We start from the raw sequence: 17,469 nt of genomic DNA on the forward strand, positions 1-17,469 counted from the left end.
TCTATTATTATTCCCGCTTAGATAGTTACCACTAAGATATTATGGCTGAATTTATTGCTCCACCCTGCGATGGCAACATTGAGGTTTTATACCAAGATGAACATTTGTTGTTGATCAATAAACCGACGGGATTATTAAGTCTCTCGGGGAAGAATCCATTAAACAAGGATTCAGTACATCATCGTTTAGTGCAAGATTATCCAACGGCTACGTTAGTTCACCGTCTCGATTTCGGTACGTCAGGTATTATGTTAGTGGCGCTAAACAAAGAGATTAATGGATTATTAACTAAACAATTTCAGCTACGCACTGTCACAAAAACCTACACCGCAGTGTTATATGGTGATTTGGTTGAGCAACATGGTGATATTGAATTACCGATCGCCAAAGATAGTGATAATTTCCCATTTATGAAAATTTGTCAGCAAACTGGTAAACCCGCTCACAGTCAATATCAAGTAATTGAACGCCATCAACAAGGGCTATCAACACGGGTCACCTTTACCCCTATTACCGGCAGGACTCATCAGCTACGCATACACAGCCAGCAAATAGGCCATCCTATTTTAGGTTGTGACTTATATGGTAATGACTATTCGCAAGCGATGTCGGACCGATTAATGTTGCATGCCACTTCATTATCGTTCACTCATCCAGTAACAGAACAACGGATTGATTTTGTTTGCCCAAGTCCATTTTAACCACTTCTAGTAACAAACTGATGTAAGCATGGTGAAAACTGATGCATAATCAATCTATTATTTATTCTTACATAGGTTAATCAGCATGGTGATTTCATGGTTAGATTCGCTGGCTTTAATTGTATTTTTAGTTAGTTGGATAGGGTATACCGGTTTTGCCCGTCGTAAAGCCAAAACCTCTAATTGCATTGCACGAGTAATGCATCAGCAACGTATTCATTGGATGTCGCAGGTAATAGCCAAAGAGATACGCGTAGCGGAAGCGGCATTATTGGCTAATTTAGAACGCAATATTGCCTTCTTTGCTTCAACAACTTTACTGATCCTGGCGGGTGTGTTGACGTTATTTTCGCAGGTTGAAAAGCTTGAAACCGTGATTGGTTCAATTCCCTTCACCTCGTCGCCTAATCACGCGCTGGTACAGATCAAACTCTGTCTCTTGATCAGATCTCATAAGCTCTCGCCATCAGCAATCATTTCTTTCGCGACTCGGTAGCCTACAACATGAGACTGTAATGTACTCCAACCTTCCCAAACCGCCGTCCAGCTTGCGATCCCTGTTCGTTTGGTATCGGTGAAACCACCCAGCTTTGCGATTGATTGATACGCCCATTTCAGACTCGGCGCTCCTTTATCTTTATGCCCTCTAGGCTTATTAAACCGCATTAGCACCTTCCATTCATCTTCTTCGAGTACCGTGTCACAGCGTTGAGCCTCCACTGCTTTGGCCTCCTCAACCAGCCCTTTTTTACGTAAATAATAAGGGATGGTGATGGCTTCTCTGAGTTGCAGTAAACGGACGCCGATAAAAGCTAAGATTGAAACCGCTCTTTCTAAGTTCTTAGGCTCTGTCATTCTTTGGCGCTCAGCTCCTGCACCCGTTTTCCATGCTTTATGAAAATCCTCAATTCGCCATCTTGCGGTGTAAATATCAATAATATGAAGTGCTTGAATTAACGTATCGATTGGCTCTGTTGTTAATAGCACCCAGCGCAACGGCTCAGTAACGCTTTTTGATGTTTTTTCTTGAGCGTACACCACGTTTACTGGCTTAGTCTCACCTTTCGTTTTGAACGTAACCTGTGCCACTTTAATTGTTAGCTTGGCTTTTCTTGCCACGCGGTTTACAGGCTTCCCTTTACTATTTTTTGTCCCTTTCTGGGCGATATCGATAGTGTATTCACCCAGTTCGGCTTGTGATTCAAGATGTTCAAATAACGTAGCGTCAGTCTCTATCAGCGCTCTAGAATGTTTCGCTCGAACAACGAAACGTTCATTATGCTGCTGTTTATCTTGAATATAACTCAGTATGTCTGCTTCTCTATCACACACTGAAATTACCCGTGACATGATGTCTCCCAAGCGTTGACGGCAGAAATAGGAGGCTTCTGACCACTTACCACTTTCTTTTTCGTCAGCATCTTCAGGATTATTAGGACGAAGCCAGTATTCTTGATGAATGAGCCCGATAGTCTGAGTCGTGAAGCTGTCTAATAGCAGGGTTGAATGAACCCACCAACCACGTGATTTATCTGTTGTTGTCCCCAGTTTGCCAAGCTCTTCTGCTACTTGATGTTTGTAACTCAACGCAGTGGTGTCATCAATGGCTAATATCTCAGCATAGGGCTGGGCAAGCTCTGCAGTATGTTGAAAACCAGAAGCTCTAATCACTTCTGGAGAAATGTTGTCATTACGGATCAATCGATAAGCCCCTTCAAGTTTAGCTTCATTACCTCGACATGATAAAGCGATTGACTTACCGCTACAACGCGCCATGTCGGCAGCGACTTCGATGACACGGTCAGTGCGACGTGAGTCACCAAATGAACCGTTTTTAAAGTGATTGTATGACCATTGCTCTGGGTTAAAAATTGACATCATTAATCTGCAAGTTGATTGAGTTACCAGATCTGATCATCGATTTGTCACAAAGTTCATTTTTGCTTCAGATTTGTGTAGAAGAGTCAGGATCAAACTGGCTCTTTTAGCTGGGATTTTCGTGCTAGCATTTTTCCAATTTACCTGGTCAATGCGTCAATATGGTTTTGTGAATATTATGATTGGCGCGGCACCATTAGATAAAACCGGTAGCGATAAAAATGCATTGGGCTATGCAAGGCAAATGGCCGTGGTACAAGATCAAGCGGCGCATTCATATAACTATGGCTTACGTTCTTATTACTACTCTATGGCGGCGCTGTGCTGGTTTATGCATCCAGGAATGTTCATTTTAGCCAGTTTATTTGTGGTATATACTCAAGTGAATTCAAACTGCAGGTTTTAATTTCTGAAAGTTATCATTAATTGTATCACCGAGTGTATCGGCAATATCGGGGAGGGTGATGCTAAAAAAGTCAGTGATTTTTCGTCGGAATTCTTTTGTCGTTGCGAAGTATTGCCCATTCCTCGCATGTTTATTCATTACCTTCCACAATCGTTCTATTGGGTTTAAATTTGGACTATAAGGCGGCAGGTAATGCAATGTTATATTCAGATTTTTAGCCTCTTTAACTACTAAGGCATTTCGATGGTATCCAGCGCCATCAAGCACCAAATGGATAACACCACTTGTTGAGTAACGCGCTCTAATTTGGTTTAAAAAATCGATGATGGATGCACCGTTAACCGTTTTGCTATATTGCTCAATGACCGCTTCTGTTAAGTGACCAAGTCGGATTGCACCAACCACGTTAATACGGGTTCGGCTTCCCGTCGTTTCTATCGGTTTATCAACGCCTTTTTTTATCCAGCCTGCGGTGATTTTTGTGGCTTGGGTCGGATGAACCGCATCCATAAATAATAACGGTTCATCAGGGGTTAACGAGGATTTTAGTTGCTCATAATATTCAATGAAAGCCGTTTGTTTGTCTTCATCAAATTTGTGAGGAACCCCTTTAGGGTTTTTATAGCTGAACTGATGTTTATGCAGCCATTTATTGAGGCCTGACACTGTGTACTTAATCTGAAATTGTTCTGAGATATAAGCGACTATTTGATGGCTATGCAAGTAGGTCACCTCACACAGGTGTGCAATCAATAGTTCAGTTTGCTCTTGACTCAGATAACTTAAGGAGCCGCCACTATTACACGTGAGTTTTTGGTCGTGAGCATAGGCATCAATGTATCGAACTACGGTCGTTTCGTGAATACGTAACGCTTGGGCAATCATTGGCGTTGGCCAATTTTCATCGCGTAGTAAAATGGCTTTAATGCGATCACACTCACGCCTATCACTCGAGCTTTTATGTCGAGTTTCCAATGCTACTTTTTGTTCTGGCGAGAGTGTAATTTGTTTCATGGGGCTATGATGATCCCATTTGGGACAAAATCAAGCATTTTCAATGATCACGGGTATATACCTTGTACCAACGTGAATTTAATTCTAAAGCCGTGGTTGCTATCACTGCAGCACAGGCTTATTTAGAACAAAATCCGAGTTATATTCGTCGAGATTAACCCCAAAAAACATGCATTGTTTGTTAACATTAACGGATATGGCGTAATAACATGACTTAATGCAAGATGATTTGAGTGAGTTTATGTGTTCAATTCAAAGTCTATGCAATCATTATTTAATGGTATTGCATCAGTACGACATAATGCTAACCACCAGTCTATACCATTAAGAGTCATCAATTTTTTGTGATTTATATATATTTTAGTGTGTTAAGCAAACGTTTTCAGGGGTGATATGTTTCATAGTATAAAAGCCAAGGTTATCACTATCTTCTCTTTAGTCATGATAGCTTTCACGTCTGTGCTTTTAATCACTATATTTATCAATGAGCGTGATCGTGTACTGGATTTAGCATTAGAAAACTCTACCAAAATTTCGAAAATGCACGCAAACCTCCTCAGCCAAGAGTTTGCTCGATATGTGGTTATGTTAAAAATGCTCAGCAATAACCCAAAGACAAAGCTAGGTGATAAAGCGACTATCGCTCGACAGCTGCAAAGGCTGATGACAATGGGGCGTGGTAATTTCATTAATGCTATTTATGTAGACAAAAATTTAAATTTAACTGATGTGTTAGGTAATACAAATAAAGTCACTCATTCTTCATTTATACGTGCTGAACAATGGGTGGGCAAAGAATATAATATTAGCACGCCAGTAATCACTCGGTTTGAAAAGGCCCCCGTTATCATGGTGGGAGTACCTATTTTAGACACGCAAAATAACTGGATAGGAACACTTGCAGTGGCGGTGCCTCTCACCATCATCTCCGCTAAATTAGCAGAAATTAAGCTCGCAAAAGAGAGTTACGCTTGGTTAACTGACTCGAATGGCTTAATGGTTTCTCATCCGAATAAAAGTTTTATAATGAAGAATAAACTTTCAATGACAGAAAGTGCTGATTATCCAGGATTTTATAAAATAGTCCGACAAACTAAATTACAAAATGATGGCTACGGTCGTTATAGGGATGCCAAATTAAATGAATCGAAGATAGTCACATTTTCAAAAGTTGATTATCTGCCTGGCTGGACCTTGTTTGTCACAACTAAAGAGTCTGAAATTTTTCACGCTATATATACAATTATGTACGACGTTTTAGTCACTTCGATCATTTTGATGGTGATATTTTTATTACTCATCAGTGAACTATCCAATAGAATAACAAAACCAATCGTGCAACTGACCAAAGATGTAAAAGCCTCTGTTAAAGATAAAAAAAGTTATCTAAAAATAATCGATTCAGATGATGAAATAGGTCAACTGTCTAAAGCTTTCCACGATAGTCTTCAAAAAATACATTTACACACTATCCATTTAGAACAAATGGTCAATCATCGAACTCAAGAAATCACCGACAAAAACTTACTGCTTAATCAGCAAAATGAAAAGCTTGAACAGCTTGCCTCTAAAGACCCGTTAACCTTGCTTTATAATCGTCGAGCTTTTAGCGCTCTGGTTGATAAAGAGATCTCCCGCGCTAAGCGACATCATTTCCCTGTTACTCTAGTCATATTAGACATAGATTATTTCAAAAAGATTAATGATGAGTTTGGCCACAATGTTGGTGATGATATTTTGTGCCGTTTTGCGGATGAACTGTCTATAAATATGCGCAAAGAAAATCTCATCTGTCGTTGGGGAGGAGAAGAGTTTGTGATTTTAATACCAGAAGCGACCTCGGCTATGGTCTTTAAACATATTGAAGAGCTACGTCAAAAAATCTCACAGATGGACTTTGCGCCAATTGACAAGTTAACCTTTAGTGCCGGCATGGCAACTCTGCGTATTGAAGAGCCTTTTAAAGAGTGGTTCCAACGAGCTGATAGCGCTTTGTACAAAGCCAAAGGTTCGGGTCGAAACAAGATAGTAGTAGATGACATTATTGGCTAGAAAGCAGCTGAGGCATATACGATAGCGAAGCTTAAATTAGTTACCTTGGTTTTTACTTAAGCCGAATGGCTATCCTCTAATGCATCACGCAGATTAATCAAGAGCGTTATAAGCGCTTATTGTGGAGTTATTTGATGGTTGGTGATTTGCATAACTATTAAAATGGCAAGCGGATTCAAATTCCTTCAATTACTGACTTTTATTTAAGTATCTGCTACACATTTGCTACAACACAGAACGCCAGATATGAAAAAGCCGTAGTAGGTATTAACCTACTACGGCTTATCAGAATTGGTGGCCCCTCCCAGACTCGAACTGGGGACCTGACGATTATGAGTCGTATGCTCTAACCAACTGAGCTAAGGGGCCGACTTAAGATAGTCGTCACTATCGAAAGCGGGGAAAGTATACGAAGTTTGTTGGCACTTGTCACCCGTGTTTTTAGTTGTATTTACTTATCTTGTTTCAATTGGTTATCTGTTAAGCAATTATTGCGTTTTTGGACATAAAAAAACCTGCCGAAGCAGGTTTTTATACTATTTTTTCAGTGAGCTTATTCGTCTAAGAACGACTTTAAGATTTCTGAGCGAGAAGGGTGACGTAATTTACGTAACGCTTTAGCTTCAATTTGACGAATACGTTCACGTGTAACATCAAATTGCTTACCCACTTCTTCTAACGTGTGGTCAGTATTCATATCGATACCAAAACGCATACGCAGTACTTTTGCTTCACGGGCTGTTAGGCCAGCTAACACTTCGTGTGTGGCGTTCTTTAGACTTTCGCTAGTTGCTGAGTCAAGTGGTAGCTCGAGGGTAGTATCCTCGATAAAATCACCTAAATGCGAATCTTCATCGTCACCGATTGGGGTTTCCATTGAGATTGGCTCTTTAGCGATTTTCAGTACCTTACGAATCTTATCTTCAGGCATCATCATACGTTCTGCCAATTCTTCAGGAGACGGCTCACGGCCCATTTCTTGAAGCATTTGACGAGAAATACGGTTCAGCTTGTTAATCGTTTCGATCATGTGTACTGGAATACGGATCGTACGTGCTTGGTCGGCGATTGAACGAGTGATTGCCTGACGGATCCACCACGTTGCATAAGTCGAGAACTTGTAACCACGGCGGTATTCAAACTTATCTACTGCTTTCATCAAACCAATGTTACCTTCTTGGATTAAATCCAAGAACTGTAAACCACGGTTGGTGTACTTTTTGGCAATAGAAATAACCAAACGTAAGTTAGCTTCAACCATTTCTTTTTTCGCACGACGAGCTTTCGCTTCACCGATAGACATACGACGGTTAATGTCTTTAATGCCTGCGATGGTTAAATCTGTTTCAACTTCAATAGCACCTAGCTTGGTCACACAACGCGTTACGTCATCGGTGATCATACGCAAACCTTCAGCGTAAGGCTTAGTGCTTTCTTTTTCTTTGTTAAACCAATCTAAGTTTGTTTCGTTGCCAGTGAAAGCCTTAATAAAGTTTTTCTTTGGCATCTTAGCGTGTTCAACACAAAGCTTAATGACTAGACGTTCTTGAATTCGTACGCGGTCCATCATGTTGCGCATGCTTTTCACTAAACGGTCAAACTGTTTAGGTACTAAACGGAATTCTTTGAATAATTCGCCAATAACAAATAATGAGCCAATCGCTTCAGGGTGGTCACGGCCTTTTTCGGCAATAATTCCTAAGCTTTTTTCGTAGGCTTCTCTGAGTTGAGTGAATTTTTCTTTGGCTTCTTCAGGGTCTGGCCCTTTGTTGCCTTCTTCCTCTTCCTCATCGTCATCATCGTCGTCATCGTCATCATCATCATTTTTAGAGTCAGCTAATTCTGAACCAACATTGGTGGCAGTTGGTGCGACGTCATCGTCGTCAGGATTGATAAATCCAGAGATAATATCAGACAAGCGCAATTCTTCAGCTTCATACTTATCGAATTGCTCTAAGATCATTGCGATCGCTTGAGGGTACTCACTGACAGAACTCTGTACTGTGTTGATACCTTCTTCGATACGTTTAGCAATAACAATTTCGCCTTCGCGAGTAAGTAGCTCTACCGTGCCCATTTCGCGCATATACATGCGGACAGGGTCTGTGGTTCGGCCTAACTCACTTTCTACGGTTGCGAGAGCTGCCGCTGCTTCTTCTGCAGCATCTTCGTCTGTGTTGTCTTCCGACATCATCATGTCATCGGCATCTGGCGCTTCTTCAAAAACGCGGATACCCATGTCATTTATCATCTGGATAATATCTTCAATCTGATCGGAATCGACCATGTCTGCAGGTAAGTGGTCGTTCACTTCTGCATAGGTTAAGTAACCTTGCTCTTTACCTTTAGCGAGCAACAGTTTGAGTTGCGACTGCGGAGTGTGATCCATAGATATCATCCAATTTTGGGTAACTGATAAAACGATAGGCCAGTTAGCTGTGCTAAGTGGCGCGCAAATCGTCAATTATAGCTGTGTGGACTAACCTTAGCTAGTCCATGGCAATGTTTGTACGCATATTCTTCACGAATAAATTGCGTATTACTTCGCTATGCCTTTCATTATAGAAATCAGCTTTGTTAGCTGCATTTTTTCAACTTTCGTTAAAGCCTGTTTTAGGCTTAATTCCTGATATCGTTGTTCAATATATTGGTTGTTTAACCAAATCAGGGTTTGCTTAAACTCTGGCAATACGTTTTCATCCGCCACTTGATGTTCCCATTGGGCTAGCTTTATTAGAGTGCTCTTTTGATTATGCTCTCTATGCATTTCAAGTAGTTGTGCGCTGTTTAACGTTTGCTCTCGAGTTATATCTAACAAATGATTGAGCAATTCTATGCCGGTCATCTGTAATCGATCTAGTGCAGGCTGTTTTGCCAAACCAAAGCCTAAACTTGGGTTTTGGACCAGTAGGGCAATGGCCAATCTTAATGGCGTACCACGACCTTGTAAGCCTTTCGCATTTAACGGTTTTGGCTGTTTTACAGTAAAACCTAATTTTTTCTTTAAATCTTCGCTACTGTTCATACCTAATTTGTGTGCTAAATTTTCTAACAGTAAATTCTGTAGGACGGTATCTTGTACCTTTTCGATTAGCGCAATGGCTTGCTTGGCTAATGCCCCTTTATCGGTACCGTGGTTAGCACTTAATGTGTCAAACAAAAACTCGGGCAGTAACATGGCTTTTTGCATTAATGCTTCGAATGCTTCTTTGCCAATTTTGCGGACCATAGTGTCAGGGTCTTCACCTTGCGGTAGAAACATAAACTTGACTTGGTCACCCGGTTTTAACAGTGGTAGCGCTGTTTCTAGTGCACGCCAAGCTGCTTCGCGGCCGGCGCGGTCACCGTCATAACAACAGACCACTTGTTTTGCACTACGCACTGAAAGCTGAAATTGTTCAGCTGTAGTCGATGTACCTAACGATGCAACCGCATAATCAATCCCAAATTGGGCGAGTGCGACGACATCCATATACCCTTCAACAATTAACACATGTTGTGGGTCACGGTGTTTTTGCTTTAGCTCATATAAACCATAAAGCTCATTACCCTTATGAAATATGGGCGTTTCTGGAGAATTCAAGTACTTTGGGGTGCCGTCACCCAAAACTCTTCCTCCAAATCCAACCACACGACCACGACGATCGCGTATTGGGAACATTAATCTGTCGCGAAAACGGTCATAGCGTTTACCGCTATCATTGGCAATTAACATGCCTGCGGTCAGTAATTTATCTTGGGCGGGCAAATTTTGCCTGTAACGACCCAGTAAACCATCCCAACCATCGGGTGCAAACCCAATGCCGAACTGCTCAACAACGTCACTCGATAATCCGCGAAATTCAAGATAATCGACAACTTTTTGTTTGTCTGTATGCTGCCTAAGTTGGCTTTGATAGAAGAGGTTAGCTTCTTCCATCAGTTCGTATAAGTCTCGACTTAATCCTTGATCTGGCCTTTTTCCTGTGCCTTGCTCTCGTGGTACGGCAAGACCAAGTTGACCTGCAAGTTCTTCAATGGCATCAACAAATTCTAGGCGATCATATTCCATGACAAAATCAATAGCATTGCCATGGGCACCGCAACCAAAACAGTGGTAAAACTGTTTGTCTCTGCTGACGGTAAAAGAGGGTGATTTTTCGCTATGAAAAGGACAACAAGCCGAATGGTTCTTACCGGCTTTTTTCAACGGCACTTTACGGTCAATGAGATCGACTATGTCTATTCGAGCTATTAGCTCATTGATAAAATCACGAGGTATCGCCATTGATTGCTGTTGTTCTCGAATTTACTTTATCAACTGATGTAAACAAACAAGCCGTGCAAGTGCACGGCTTATTCAACATTAAAAATTGATTACTTCAATTTAGCGCGGATCATTGCACCAATAGCACTCATATCTGCACGGCCTTGAACTTTAGTTTTTAATGCTCCCATTACTTTACCCATATCCGCCATGGATGCAGCACCAACATCAATAATAGTAGCATCGATAATCGCTGCTACTTCATCTTCTGTTAGCGGTGTAGGCAGAAAATTTTCGATAACTCGAATTTCATCTGCTTCTACGGCTGCCAACTCCGGACGATTCGCTGCTTCATATTGAGCAATCGAATCACGGCGTTGTTTAACCATTTTGGTTAATACAGCTATTGTCTGTTCATCAGTCAGAGTTTCGCGGGTATCCACTTCAATCTGTTTGATGGCAGAAAGTGCCATACGAATTGTTCCTAAGCGCACTTTATCTTTAGCGCGCATGGCATCTTTCATTTGGTCTTTTAGCTGATCGGTTAAGTTCATAATGAGATTAATATAAACGTACGCGACGTGCGTTTTCGCGAGAAAGCTTCTTAGCTAGACGCTTAACTGCAGCTGCTTTTGCACGCTTACGGGCAGTAGTTGGCTTCTCGTAAAATTCACGAGCACGCACGTCAGCTAAAATACCAGCTTTTTCACAAGAGCGCTTGAAACGACGAAGAGCTACGTCGAATGGTTCGTTTTCACGTACTTTAATAATTGGCATACGCCATCACCCCTTAGGTGTAGTTATGTTGGATGATTAAATCGACTAAACATTTTTAGTGACTTCACTCAAACCAAAGGCTATTTAAAATGGTGCGGAATTTTACACCGAGCGGCGACCATTTGTAAACCCCTGATTGATTTTCTCTTCGGGGAAATAGCCCACTGTTTCATTTTTTTAATATTTAACCTGAACTCGGGATATAGAGTTGAGAATATAATTATAAATATCATAATTTTAGTAATTAACCTCTATCAAACTTGTCATTTTTTACTAACAAGGCGAAATGACGCGTCAAATAGCGGGATTATTGCAAGTCTTCTTGTGTAAATAATCTCGACGTTAGCAAGGCAAAGGGCTGTTTGGGAGGAATTTGTTATCTTAAGTTCAGGTTATTTAAGAAAAAGTAGCCGTTATATGTCTATTCGTTTAAGCCGTTAGTTGTACTGCAGTGCCTGTTTTGTTAGGTAACGCGCATGGACAATATCATGGTTGCCCCTTGGTAAGTGTATTTAACACTAATTGTGACTGTTTAAAATCGGTTTGTTATCTATGTTTTGCTGGTTCAGAGTCTTGAGTTGATCTCTTACTTATAAGCTTACTTATAAGGATAGGTATTTAATCGTTAAACATTGGAGTATTTACGCTGAGACGGGTAGAATTGGCGGCCTTATTTTTAATGAAGACGAGAGATTATGCGGGTTATTGGTATTGAGACATCCTGTGACGAGACTGGGGTTGCAGTGTATGACGATAAATTAGGCTTATTGTCGCATGTGCTATACAGCCAAGTTAAATTGCACGCCGATTATGGTGGTGTTGTGCCTGAGCTTGCCTCTCGTGATCATGTTCGCAAAATTGTGCCATTGATTAAGCAGGCTTTATCAGAGGCTAATTCAAGCCTAGATAATATCGACGGTGTTGCTTACACCAAAGGTCCTGGGCTAATAGGTGCATTACTTGTTGGCGCTTGTGTGGGACGCTCTTTAGCGTATGCATGGAATAAACCAGCGATCGGTGTGCATCATATGGAAGGACATTTATTGGCACCCATGCTGGAAGAAAATGCACCTGAATTTCCTTTTTTAGCCTTGTTAGTGTCTGGCGGCCATTCAATGTTAGTGCAAGTTGAAGGCATTGGACGATATCAAGTGTTAGGTGAATCTGTCGATGATGCTGCAGGCGAAGCGTTTGATAAGACCGCCAAGCTCATGGGATTAGATTATCCTGGTGGCCCTCGTTTAGCCAAATTAGCCCAGAAAGGCTTGCCTGCGGGGTATAAATTTCCACGTCCAATGACGGACAGGCCAGGTTTAGATTTTAGTTTTTCTGGATTGAAAACATTTACCGCAAATACGATTGCTGCAGAACCAAATGATGAACAGACTCGTGCCAATATTGCCCGTGCATTTGAAGAAGCGGTTGTTGATACCCTTGCGATAAAATGTAAACGAGCCTTGAAGCAAACAGGTTATACACGTTTGGTGATTGCCGGTGGTGTAAGTGCTAATACTCGCTTACGTGAGACATTGGCAGAGATGATGACCAAGTTAGGCGGTCAAGTGTTTTATCCTCGTGGGGAGTTTTGTACTGACAATGGTGCCATGATTGCTTACGCTGGATTACAGCGTTTACGTGCAGGGCATATAGAGGGGCTTGAGGTTAAAGGTCAGCCTAGATGGCCTTTGGATACGCTGCCTGCAGTAGACTAATTGATGAGTTAGCGTGTTTGAGTCGGTAAGCTTAAAAGTAATGATTTACTTTCAAGCCGCCAAGAAAACCTAATACTATTTGGTGTTGGGTTTTTTTATGGATTTTTTTCGTGTGACCTTACTTTCTTCGCCATGGCGCAAACGGCCAATATTGTCTTTGTGGCGGATTAAAATAAGGGTTGATAGCATCGCAACAGGCAGAATAAAACGTTCGTCTAACCACCAAGTAAAAAAGGGCGCTAAAGTTGCGGTTGCCATAGCGGCTACAGAGGAATAACGCGTTAATAGTAAAAACACAATCCAAGTGAGGATTAGGCATATTGCTAAATCACCGCCAATGGGGGCCATTGCACCAAAGGCCGTTGCAACACCTTTTCCGCCTTTAAAAGCAAAAAATATTGGGAATATATGCCCTAAGCAAGCGCTGACAGCAATAAAACCTAATGATGCGGCATCAAGTCCCATTTTATAGCCCAGATAAGAAGGCAGGGCGCCTTTGAGCATGTCAAAAAATAACACAAGCGCTGCAGAACTAACTCCACCAATGCGTAGCACATTAGTGGCACCGGGATTGCCGGAGCCGCTGGTTCTTGGATCAGGTAAACCTCTTAATTTACAAACCAGTACGGCACTTGAGATCGAACCCGCTAGGTAGGCGGTAATGATCATCAAAATGGTGACTGTAACGGCGTTCAAATTGGTTTCCTTACTCTTCTTAGGGTATCATCGCGCATTCATTTGTAAGACAAGTCATTTTAGTATCCACTAAAGCTGTCTTCGCGTTAACATTAACCATTTAATTGATGTTAATTGAACAACAGCGCCTATCCTACTGCTTTAATTCATTAGGAAAAAGCTTAAATGTGCATATTAGGCATATAATCGGTAATAAAGTTTGATTAGGATGAACTTAACGTCTTTTTACATCGGTTAAGGTAGGAATTTATATGGATAAAGTACTCATTCGCCAGTTAGCGATAGAGACCATTATTGGTATCTATGAGTGGGAAAAAAAACTTCATCAAACATTGCTTATCGATTTAGATATGGCATGGGATAATCGTCTTGCGGCCGCTAGTGATAGTTACGAAAATGCATTGTGTTATGAAACGGTATCAAATCGTTTAACGGCATTGATTACTGAGAATCCGATAGAGCTGATTGAAACTGTTGCTGAAATGATTGCGCATTGTTTGCAAGACGAATTTAATGTGCCTTGGGTTAAAGTGGTTGTGATGAAGCCAGGTGCAATACCTCATGCTGTTTCTGTCGGTGTCGAGATCGAACGCGGTAGCATTTAACTGTTATTTTTTTTACTGTTTAGCATTAGGTCAGTCAATGGCACGTATTTACATAAGTTTGGGCACTAATATTTCGCCAGAGAAACACCTGAAAGCCGGTTTGGTTGATTTACAACAATATTTTGGCCCATTACAATTATCACGGGTTTTTGAGAGTGAATCGGTAGGGTTTAAAGGCACTAATTTTTTAAATATGGTGGCTGCGGCTGATACCGATTTATCAATTGCACAGGTTGTGGCGACATTTAAGCAAATTGAACAAGACAATGGCCGTATTCGAGGTGAGAAAAAATTCAGCCCGAGGAGCCTTGATATTGACTTATTGCTGTATGACGATGTTATTTGTGACATCCCCGTTGAATTGCCTCGTGGCGAAATTTTGTTTAATGCGTTTGTATTGTGGCCTCTGGCAGAATTAGTCCCTAATCTGTCTCATCCGGTGACGTTACAAAGCTATCAAACACTTTGGCAGAATTATGACAAACAGTGTCAACAATTGTGGCCTATTGTATTTGAGTTCCCACCAGAACTATTACCCATTAACACGTTATAACTAATCGATAAGTTAATCTCTAACAAGGACAAATATGGAAACGTTTCAAGTTATTCTGCTGGCATTAATCCAAGGGCTTACGGAGTTTTTGCCTATTTCTAGCTCGGCACATTTAATTTTACCATCACAAATATTAGGTTGGGCAGATCAAGGTTTATCATTTGATGTCGCAGTTAATACAGGCTCTTTATTTGCCGTGGTCATTTATTTTCGCCATGAGATTGTTGTACTGGCAAAAGCTTGGTTTACCAGTTTAGCTAGCAAGCAACAAACTCAAGAAAGTAAACTCGCTTGGTGGATTATCTTAGCGACTATTCCTGCTGTTATTGTCGGATTTACTGCCAAAGACTTTATTGAAACCCATTTCAGAAATACTTTAGTGATTGCAATAACTACGATTGTTTTTGGTTTGCTGTTGTGGGCGGCAGATAGAATGTCAAAAGCACAGTTAACTGAATTTCAAATGGGTTGGAAAAAGGCTTTGCTTATCGGTTTAGCACAGGCTATGGCATTAATACCTGGCACGTCGCGCTCTGGCGCCACGATGACAGCAGCACTGATGTTAGGGCTAACCCGTGAAGCCGCGGCTCGCTTTTCATTCCTTATGTCTGTTCCTGTTAGCTTTGGTGCCGCGTTACTGGTGACCAAAGACTTAGTCAGTAGTCCTGCACCTATCGATTACCAAGCGCTTGGTTTAGGGATTGTTGTATCATTTGTTGCTGCGTATTTATGTATTCATTTCTTTTTAAAATTTATTAGCAAAATAGGCATGACGCCGTTTGTATTATATCGCCTTGCTCTTGGTGCGTTATTGCTTGGATTACTCTATCTTTAATATAAGCATTTAAGCGACTTTTTATTTGCATAGCGGGTAGGCTTACCACACTAGGTATTTCTACCCGTTTGTTTTACCGTCTTTCAATTAACTATCAGTGTAATTATGACTTTATCTTTATTATGTCCAGTGTGTTCAGCTCCACTAAATCAACATCAAGCTTCAGCGGGATTTTATTGCGATAACAAACATCATTTTGATAAACACCCTAATGGTTACTGGCCACTGCTGAGCAACGTAAAGGGCAAGAGTAAGCCGCAAGTGGAGTCTCGCCAACAAATGCGCGGGCGACATTTTTTATTAGAAACAGGCTTGTTTGCACCGTTAATTAAACAACTTCAAACAGTATTGCTGGACTTATGTGCCTCTACCTCTAATGGTGACACACAATTACAGCATATCGATTACCAATGTGCTGATGGTTATTATTTACGTCAGCTTGTGCCTGCGTTAGTGGAAGCCAATGTATCGTGTCAGCATTGGGGCATTACCGATGCTGAAAATGCTATCTTTGCCGCGGCAAAATCTGAAACACCGGCGAATTTATTGTTGTTGGCGTTAAAAAAATTGCCCTTTGCCTCGCAATCAGTCGATATTGTGACGGTTCTTGATTCACCGTTAAAAGGGAAAGAATGCATTCGGATTTTAAAAGATGACGGTCGAATTGTATTGTTGCAGCCTGGTATTAGGCATTTATGGCAAATTAAACAACAAGTTTATCCAGACTTAGTCGAAAAGCCGCTACAGTTAAATTTACCCAATGATGTGGAAATTGATGCACAGCAACAAGTGGTGTTTACTCAGTCAGTTACCGGTGAGCAGGCATTAACATTGCTTGATATGTCGGTATTTGGTTGGCGTGCTAATGATCAGCTAAAGCATCAAGTTAAATCTACTGCAATTAGTGAACTAGAGTTTGACTGGCAGATTATAACGCTCAAAAAACGTTTATAAAAATGGCAAAATAGGTAACAAACGTGAAAGCTGATGGAAAGCGATAACAAGCGATAAGATGAAAGTGCGGTGAGAGCGTTAGAGCCTAAGGGCTAGGACGCTTCGCGGCTAGATGCTATAAGAGCTGGTGCTAAGATTTCTGTGATGACAAGCTATAACGAACGGTGAGCGCGTTTACAAGCCTAGGGGCTAGAGCGCTTCGCTGCTAGATGCTATAAGAGCTAATGCTAGGATTGAACTTTGTGTTAATGGTCAATCCAGATGATATCTGTGAGATTGTTTAGAAAGATTAACTGGTTGAACAATGTATAGATTAATAGCGAAAAAGCTGGTGTGGAGAAGCTGTAGGTGTTTAGATTTTTCGCTTGATACCGCTTGATACCGCTTGATACCGCTTGATACCGCTTGATACCGCTTGATACCGCTTGATACCGCTTGATACCGCTTGATACCGCTTACTATTACTTTTCTACGCGAAGCACAAATAATTAAGGCTTGATGTTGAAGTACTACTTAGAGTAGTGGTATCAACAATCAAGCCCTAATAATCAACCTATGTAAATAAGCTAATTTTTAATAACTATTCTTACTTTTTGTAAGAAGAAGCCATGTTGTCTAAACGGTCGTTAGCACGTTTAGCTTCGGCTTGTGCGTCCATAGAAGCAGCTTTAGCGCCTTTAACATCAGCAGATAGCTTGCTTTGCTCAGACTTTAAAGAACCAACTTGTGCTGATAGTTGATCAACTTTGTTACCTAGGTTTGCTACGCTTTCTTCTAAAGCAGTAGTGTTAGCACAACCACCTAATAAAGCAGTCATCGCAACACCAGCAATCATCAGTACTTTCTTGTTCATGGGTAAATCCCTTAATATATAGGTTGTTAAATAGTGCAACGGCATGTGCCTTTGCAACGGCGTAATTATGTCACAGATTTTTTTATTTGCTATAGGCAAATATAAGATTGTTCATTTAAAATAGCGAAATAAATGAAAATTGCAAGTCTACCGGGCCAAAAGCATCATTAATTGCCGAATTTATATA

At 41.0% G+C, this 17,469-nt stretch carries 15 protein-coding genes, 1 tRNA gene and 2 pseudogenes; 9 read left to right on the forward strand and 9 right to left on the reverse strand.

Annotated features, from left to right (window positions below):
- Positions 1–41: 41 nt before the first annotated feature.
- Entirely contained in the window at positions 42–701 is a 660-nt protein-coding gene (locus HNW13_RS01215) for an RluA family pseudouridine synthase (RefSeq protein WP_101088815.1), read from the forward strand.
- 85 nt (positions 702–786) lie between these two features.
- A pseudogene (locus tag HNW13_RS01220) lies at positions 787–1,146 on the forward strand (DUF599 domain-containing protein); the annotation flags it as partial.
- Positions 1,147–1,151: 5 nt separating this feature from the next.
- Here the strand turns inward: HNW13_RS01220 and HNW13_RS01225 are convergent.
- The gene (locus HNW13_RS01225) at positions 1,152–2,582 is read right to left on the reverse strand and encodes an IS4 family transposase (RefSeq protein ID WP_192114377.1); all 1,431 of its coding nucleotides are present in this window, start codon (positions 2,580–2,582) and stop codon (positions 1,152–1,154) included.
- A 55-nt stretch (positions 2,583–2,637) separates the two neighbouring features.
- Between HNW13_RS01225 and HNW13_RS01230 the strand changes: the two are divergent.
- A pseudogene (locus tag HNW13_RS01230) lies at positions 2,638–2,958 on the forward strand (DUF599 domain-containing protein); the annotation flags it as partial.
- Between the two features lie 9 nt (positions 2,959–2,967).
- Here the strand turns inward: HNW13_RS01230 and HNW13_RS01235 are convergent.
- Complete coding sequence (locus HNW13_RS01235; RefSeq protein WP_124013279.1) at positions 2,968–3,999, reverse strand: IS630 family transposase; 1,032 nt, start codon at positions 3,997–3,999, stop codon at positions 2,968–2,970.
- Between the two features lie 393 nt (positions 4,000–4,392).
- On the opposite strand from HNW13_RS01235, the gene HNW13_RS01245 reads away from it, so the two are divergent.
- Positions 4,393–6,051, forward strand: coding sequence for a sensor domain-containing diguanylate cyclase (locus HNW13_RS01245; RefSeq protein WP_192114378.1), 1,659 nt, complete (start codon positions 4,393–4,395; stop codon positions 6,049–6,051).
- Positions 6,052–6,343: 292 nt separating this feature from the next.
- Here HNW13_RS01245 and HNW13_RS01250 read toward each other — a convergent pair.
- The 5 genes from HNW13_RS01250 to rpsU form a co-directional block, all read right to left on the reverse strand.
- Positions 6,344–6,420: transfer RNA gene (locus HNW13_RS01250), tRNA-Ile, on the reverse strand.
- Between the two features lie 184 nt (positions 6,421–6,604).
- Positions 6,605–8,440 carry an RNA polymerase sigma factor RpoD gene (gene rpoD, locus HNW13_RS01255; protein ID WP_101088819.1) on the reverse strand — a complete coding sequence of 612 codons (1,836 nt, stop codon included), beginning with the start codon at positions 8,438–8,440 and terminating at the stop codon, positions 6,605–6,607.
- A 150-nt stretch (positions 8,441–8,590) separates the two neighbouring features.
- Positions 8,591–10,318 (reverse strand): DNA primase, encoded by a 1,728-nt coding sequence (gene dnaG, locus HNW13_RS01260; protein WP_192114379.1) that lies wholly within the window; start codon positions 10,316–10,318, stop codon positions 8,591–8,593.
- Positions 10,319–10,407: 89 nt separating this feature from the next.
- Complete coding sequence (locus HNW13_RS01265) at positions 10,408–10,851, reverse strand: GatB/YqeY domain-containing protein (RefSeq protein ID WP_192114380.1); 444 nt, start codon at positions 10,849–10,851, stop codon at positions 10,408–10,410.
- A gap of 7 nt (positions 10,852–10,858) precedes the next feature.
- Complete coding sequence (rpsU, locus tag HNW13_RS01270) at positions 10,859–11,074, reverse strand: 30S ribosomal protein S21 (RefSeq protein WP_006080725.1); 216 nt, start codon at positions 11,072–11,074, stop codon at positions 10,859–10,861.
- A gap of 695 nt (positions 11,075–11,769) precedes the next feature.
- Between rpsU and tsaD the strand changes: the two genes are divergently transcribed.
- The gene (gene tsaD / locus HNW13_RS01275) at positions 11,770–12,786 is read left to right on the forward strand and encodes a tRNA (adenosine(37)-N6)-threonylcarbamoyltransferase complex transferase subunit TsaD (RefSeq protein ID WP_101088822.1); all 1,017 of its coding nucleotides are present in this window, start codon (positions 11,770–11,772) and stop codon (positions 12,784–12,786) included.
- A 75-nt stretch (positions 12,787–12,861) separates the two neighbouring features.
- On the opposite strand, the gene plsY is transcribed toward tsaD, so the two are convergent.
- On the reverse strand, positions 12,862–13,482 hold the full coding sequence (gene plsY, locus HNW13_RS01280; protein ID WP_192114381.1) for a glycerol-3-phosphate 1-O-acyltransferase PlsY: 621 nt from the start codon (positions 13,480–13,482) through the stop codon (positions 12,862–12,864).
- A gap of 251 nt (positions 13,483–13,733) precedes the next feature.
- On the opposite strand from plsY, the gene folB reads away from it, so the two are divergent.
- From folB to HNW13_RS01300, 4 genes are all read left to right on the forward strand, one after another.
- A complete protein-coding gene (gene folB, locus HNW13_RS01285) occupies positions 13,734–14,087 on the forward strand; it encodes a dihydroneopterin aldolase (protein ID WP_011638438.1) in 354 nt (117 codons plus the stop codon).
- Positions 14,088–14,124: 37 nt separating this feature from the next.
- Positions 14,125–14,640, forward strand: coding sequence for a 2-amino-4-hydroxy-6-hydroxymethyldihydropteridine diphosphokinase (folK, locus tag HNW13_RS01290; protein WP_162023710.1), 516 nt, complete (start codon positions 14,125–14,127; stop codon positions 14,638–14,640).
- Positions 14,641–14,674: 34 nt separating this feature from the next.
- Positions 14,675–15,475 (forward strand): undecaprenyl-diphosphate phosphatase, encoded by an 801-nt coding sequence (locus tag HNW13_RS01295; RefSeq protein WP_101088826.1) that lies wholly within the window; start codon positions 14,675–14,677, stop codon positions 15,473–15,475.
- Between the two features lie 105 nt (positions 15,476–15,580).
- Complete coding sequence (locus HNW13_RS01300; protein ID WP_101088827.1) at positions 15,581–16,429, forward strand: putative RNA methyltransferase; 849 nt, start codon at positions 15,581–15,583, stop codon at positions 16,427–16,429.
- A 586-nt stretch (positions 16,430–17,015) separates the two neighbouring features.
- On the opposite strand, the gene HNW13_RS01305 is transcribed toward HNW13_RS01300, so the two are convergent.
- Positions 17,016–17,282, reverse strand: coding sequence for an Lpp/OprI family alanine-zipper lipoprotein (locus HNW13_RS01305; protein WP_011638433.1), 267 nt, complete (start codon positions 17,280–17,282; stop codon positions 17,016–17,018).
- Positions 17,283–17,469 lie beyond the last annotated feature (187 nt).

The organism is Shewanella sp. BF02_Schw (genome assembly GCF_014596695.2).
In the GTDB taxonomy this organism is placed as follows: domain Bacteria; phylum Pseudomonadota; class Gammaproteobacteria; order Enterobacterales; family Shewanellaceae; genus Shewanella.

Coding starts and splice junctions, on each gene's coding strand:
- HNW13_RS01225 (WP_192114377.1), bottom strand. CDS start 2,582: ATGATGTCAATTTTTAACCCAGAGCAATGGTCATACAATCACTTTAAA.
- folB (WP_011638438.1), top strand. CDS start 13,734: ATGGATAAAGTACTCATTCGCCAGTTAGCGATAGAGACCATTATTGGT.
- HNW13_RS01295 (WP_101088826.1), top strand. CDS start 14,675: ATGGAAACGTTTCAAGTTATTCTGCTGGCATTAATCCAAGGGCTTACG.
- HNW13_RS01300 (WP_101088827.1), top strand. CDS start 15,581: ATGACTTTATCTTTATTATGTCCAGTGTGTTCAGCTCCACTAAATCAA.
- tsaD (WP_101088822.1), top strand. CDS start 11,770: ATGCGGGTTATTGGTATTGAGACATCCTGTGACGAGACTGGGGTTGCA.
- HNW13_RS01245 (WP_192114378.1), top strand. CDS start 4,393: ATGTTTCATAGTATAAAAGCCAAGGTTATCACTATCTTCTCTTTAGTC.
- HNW13_RS01235 (WP_124013279.1), bottom strand. CDS start 3,999: ATGAAACAAATTACACTCTCGCCAGAACAAAAAGTAGCATTGGAAACT.
- HNW13_RS01265 (WP_192114380.1), bottom strand. CDS start 10,851: ATGAACTTAACCGATCAGCTAAAAGACCAAATGAAAGATGCCATGCGC.
- rpoD (WP_101088819.1), bottom strand. CDS start 8,440: ATGGATCACACTCCGCAGTCGCAACTCAAACTGTTGCTCGCTAAAGGT.
- HNW13_RS01305 (WP_011638433.1), bottom strand. CDS start 17,282: ATGAACAAGAAAGTACTGATGATTGCTGGTGTTGCGATGACTGCTTTA.
- folK (WP_162023710.1), top strand. CDS start 14,125: ATGGCACGTATTTACATAAGTTTGGGCACTAATATTTCGCCAGAGAAA.
- rpsU (WP_006080725.1), bottom strand. CDS start 11,074: ATGCCAATTATTAAAGTACGTGAAAACGAACCATTCGACGTAGCTCTT.
- dnaG (WP_192114379.1), bottom strand. CDS start 10,318: ATGGCGATACCTCGTGATTTTATCAATGAGCTAATAGCTCGAATAGAC.
- HNW13_RS01215 (WP_101088815.1), top strand. CDS start 42: ATGGCTGAATTTATTGCTCCACCCTGCGATGGCAACATTGAGGTTTTA.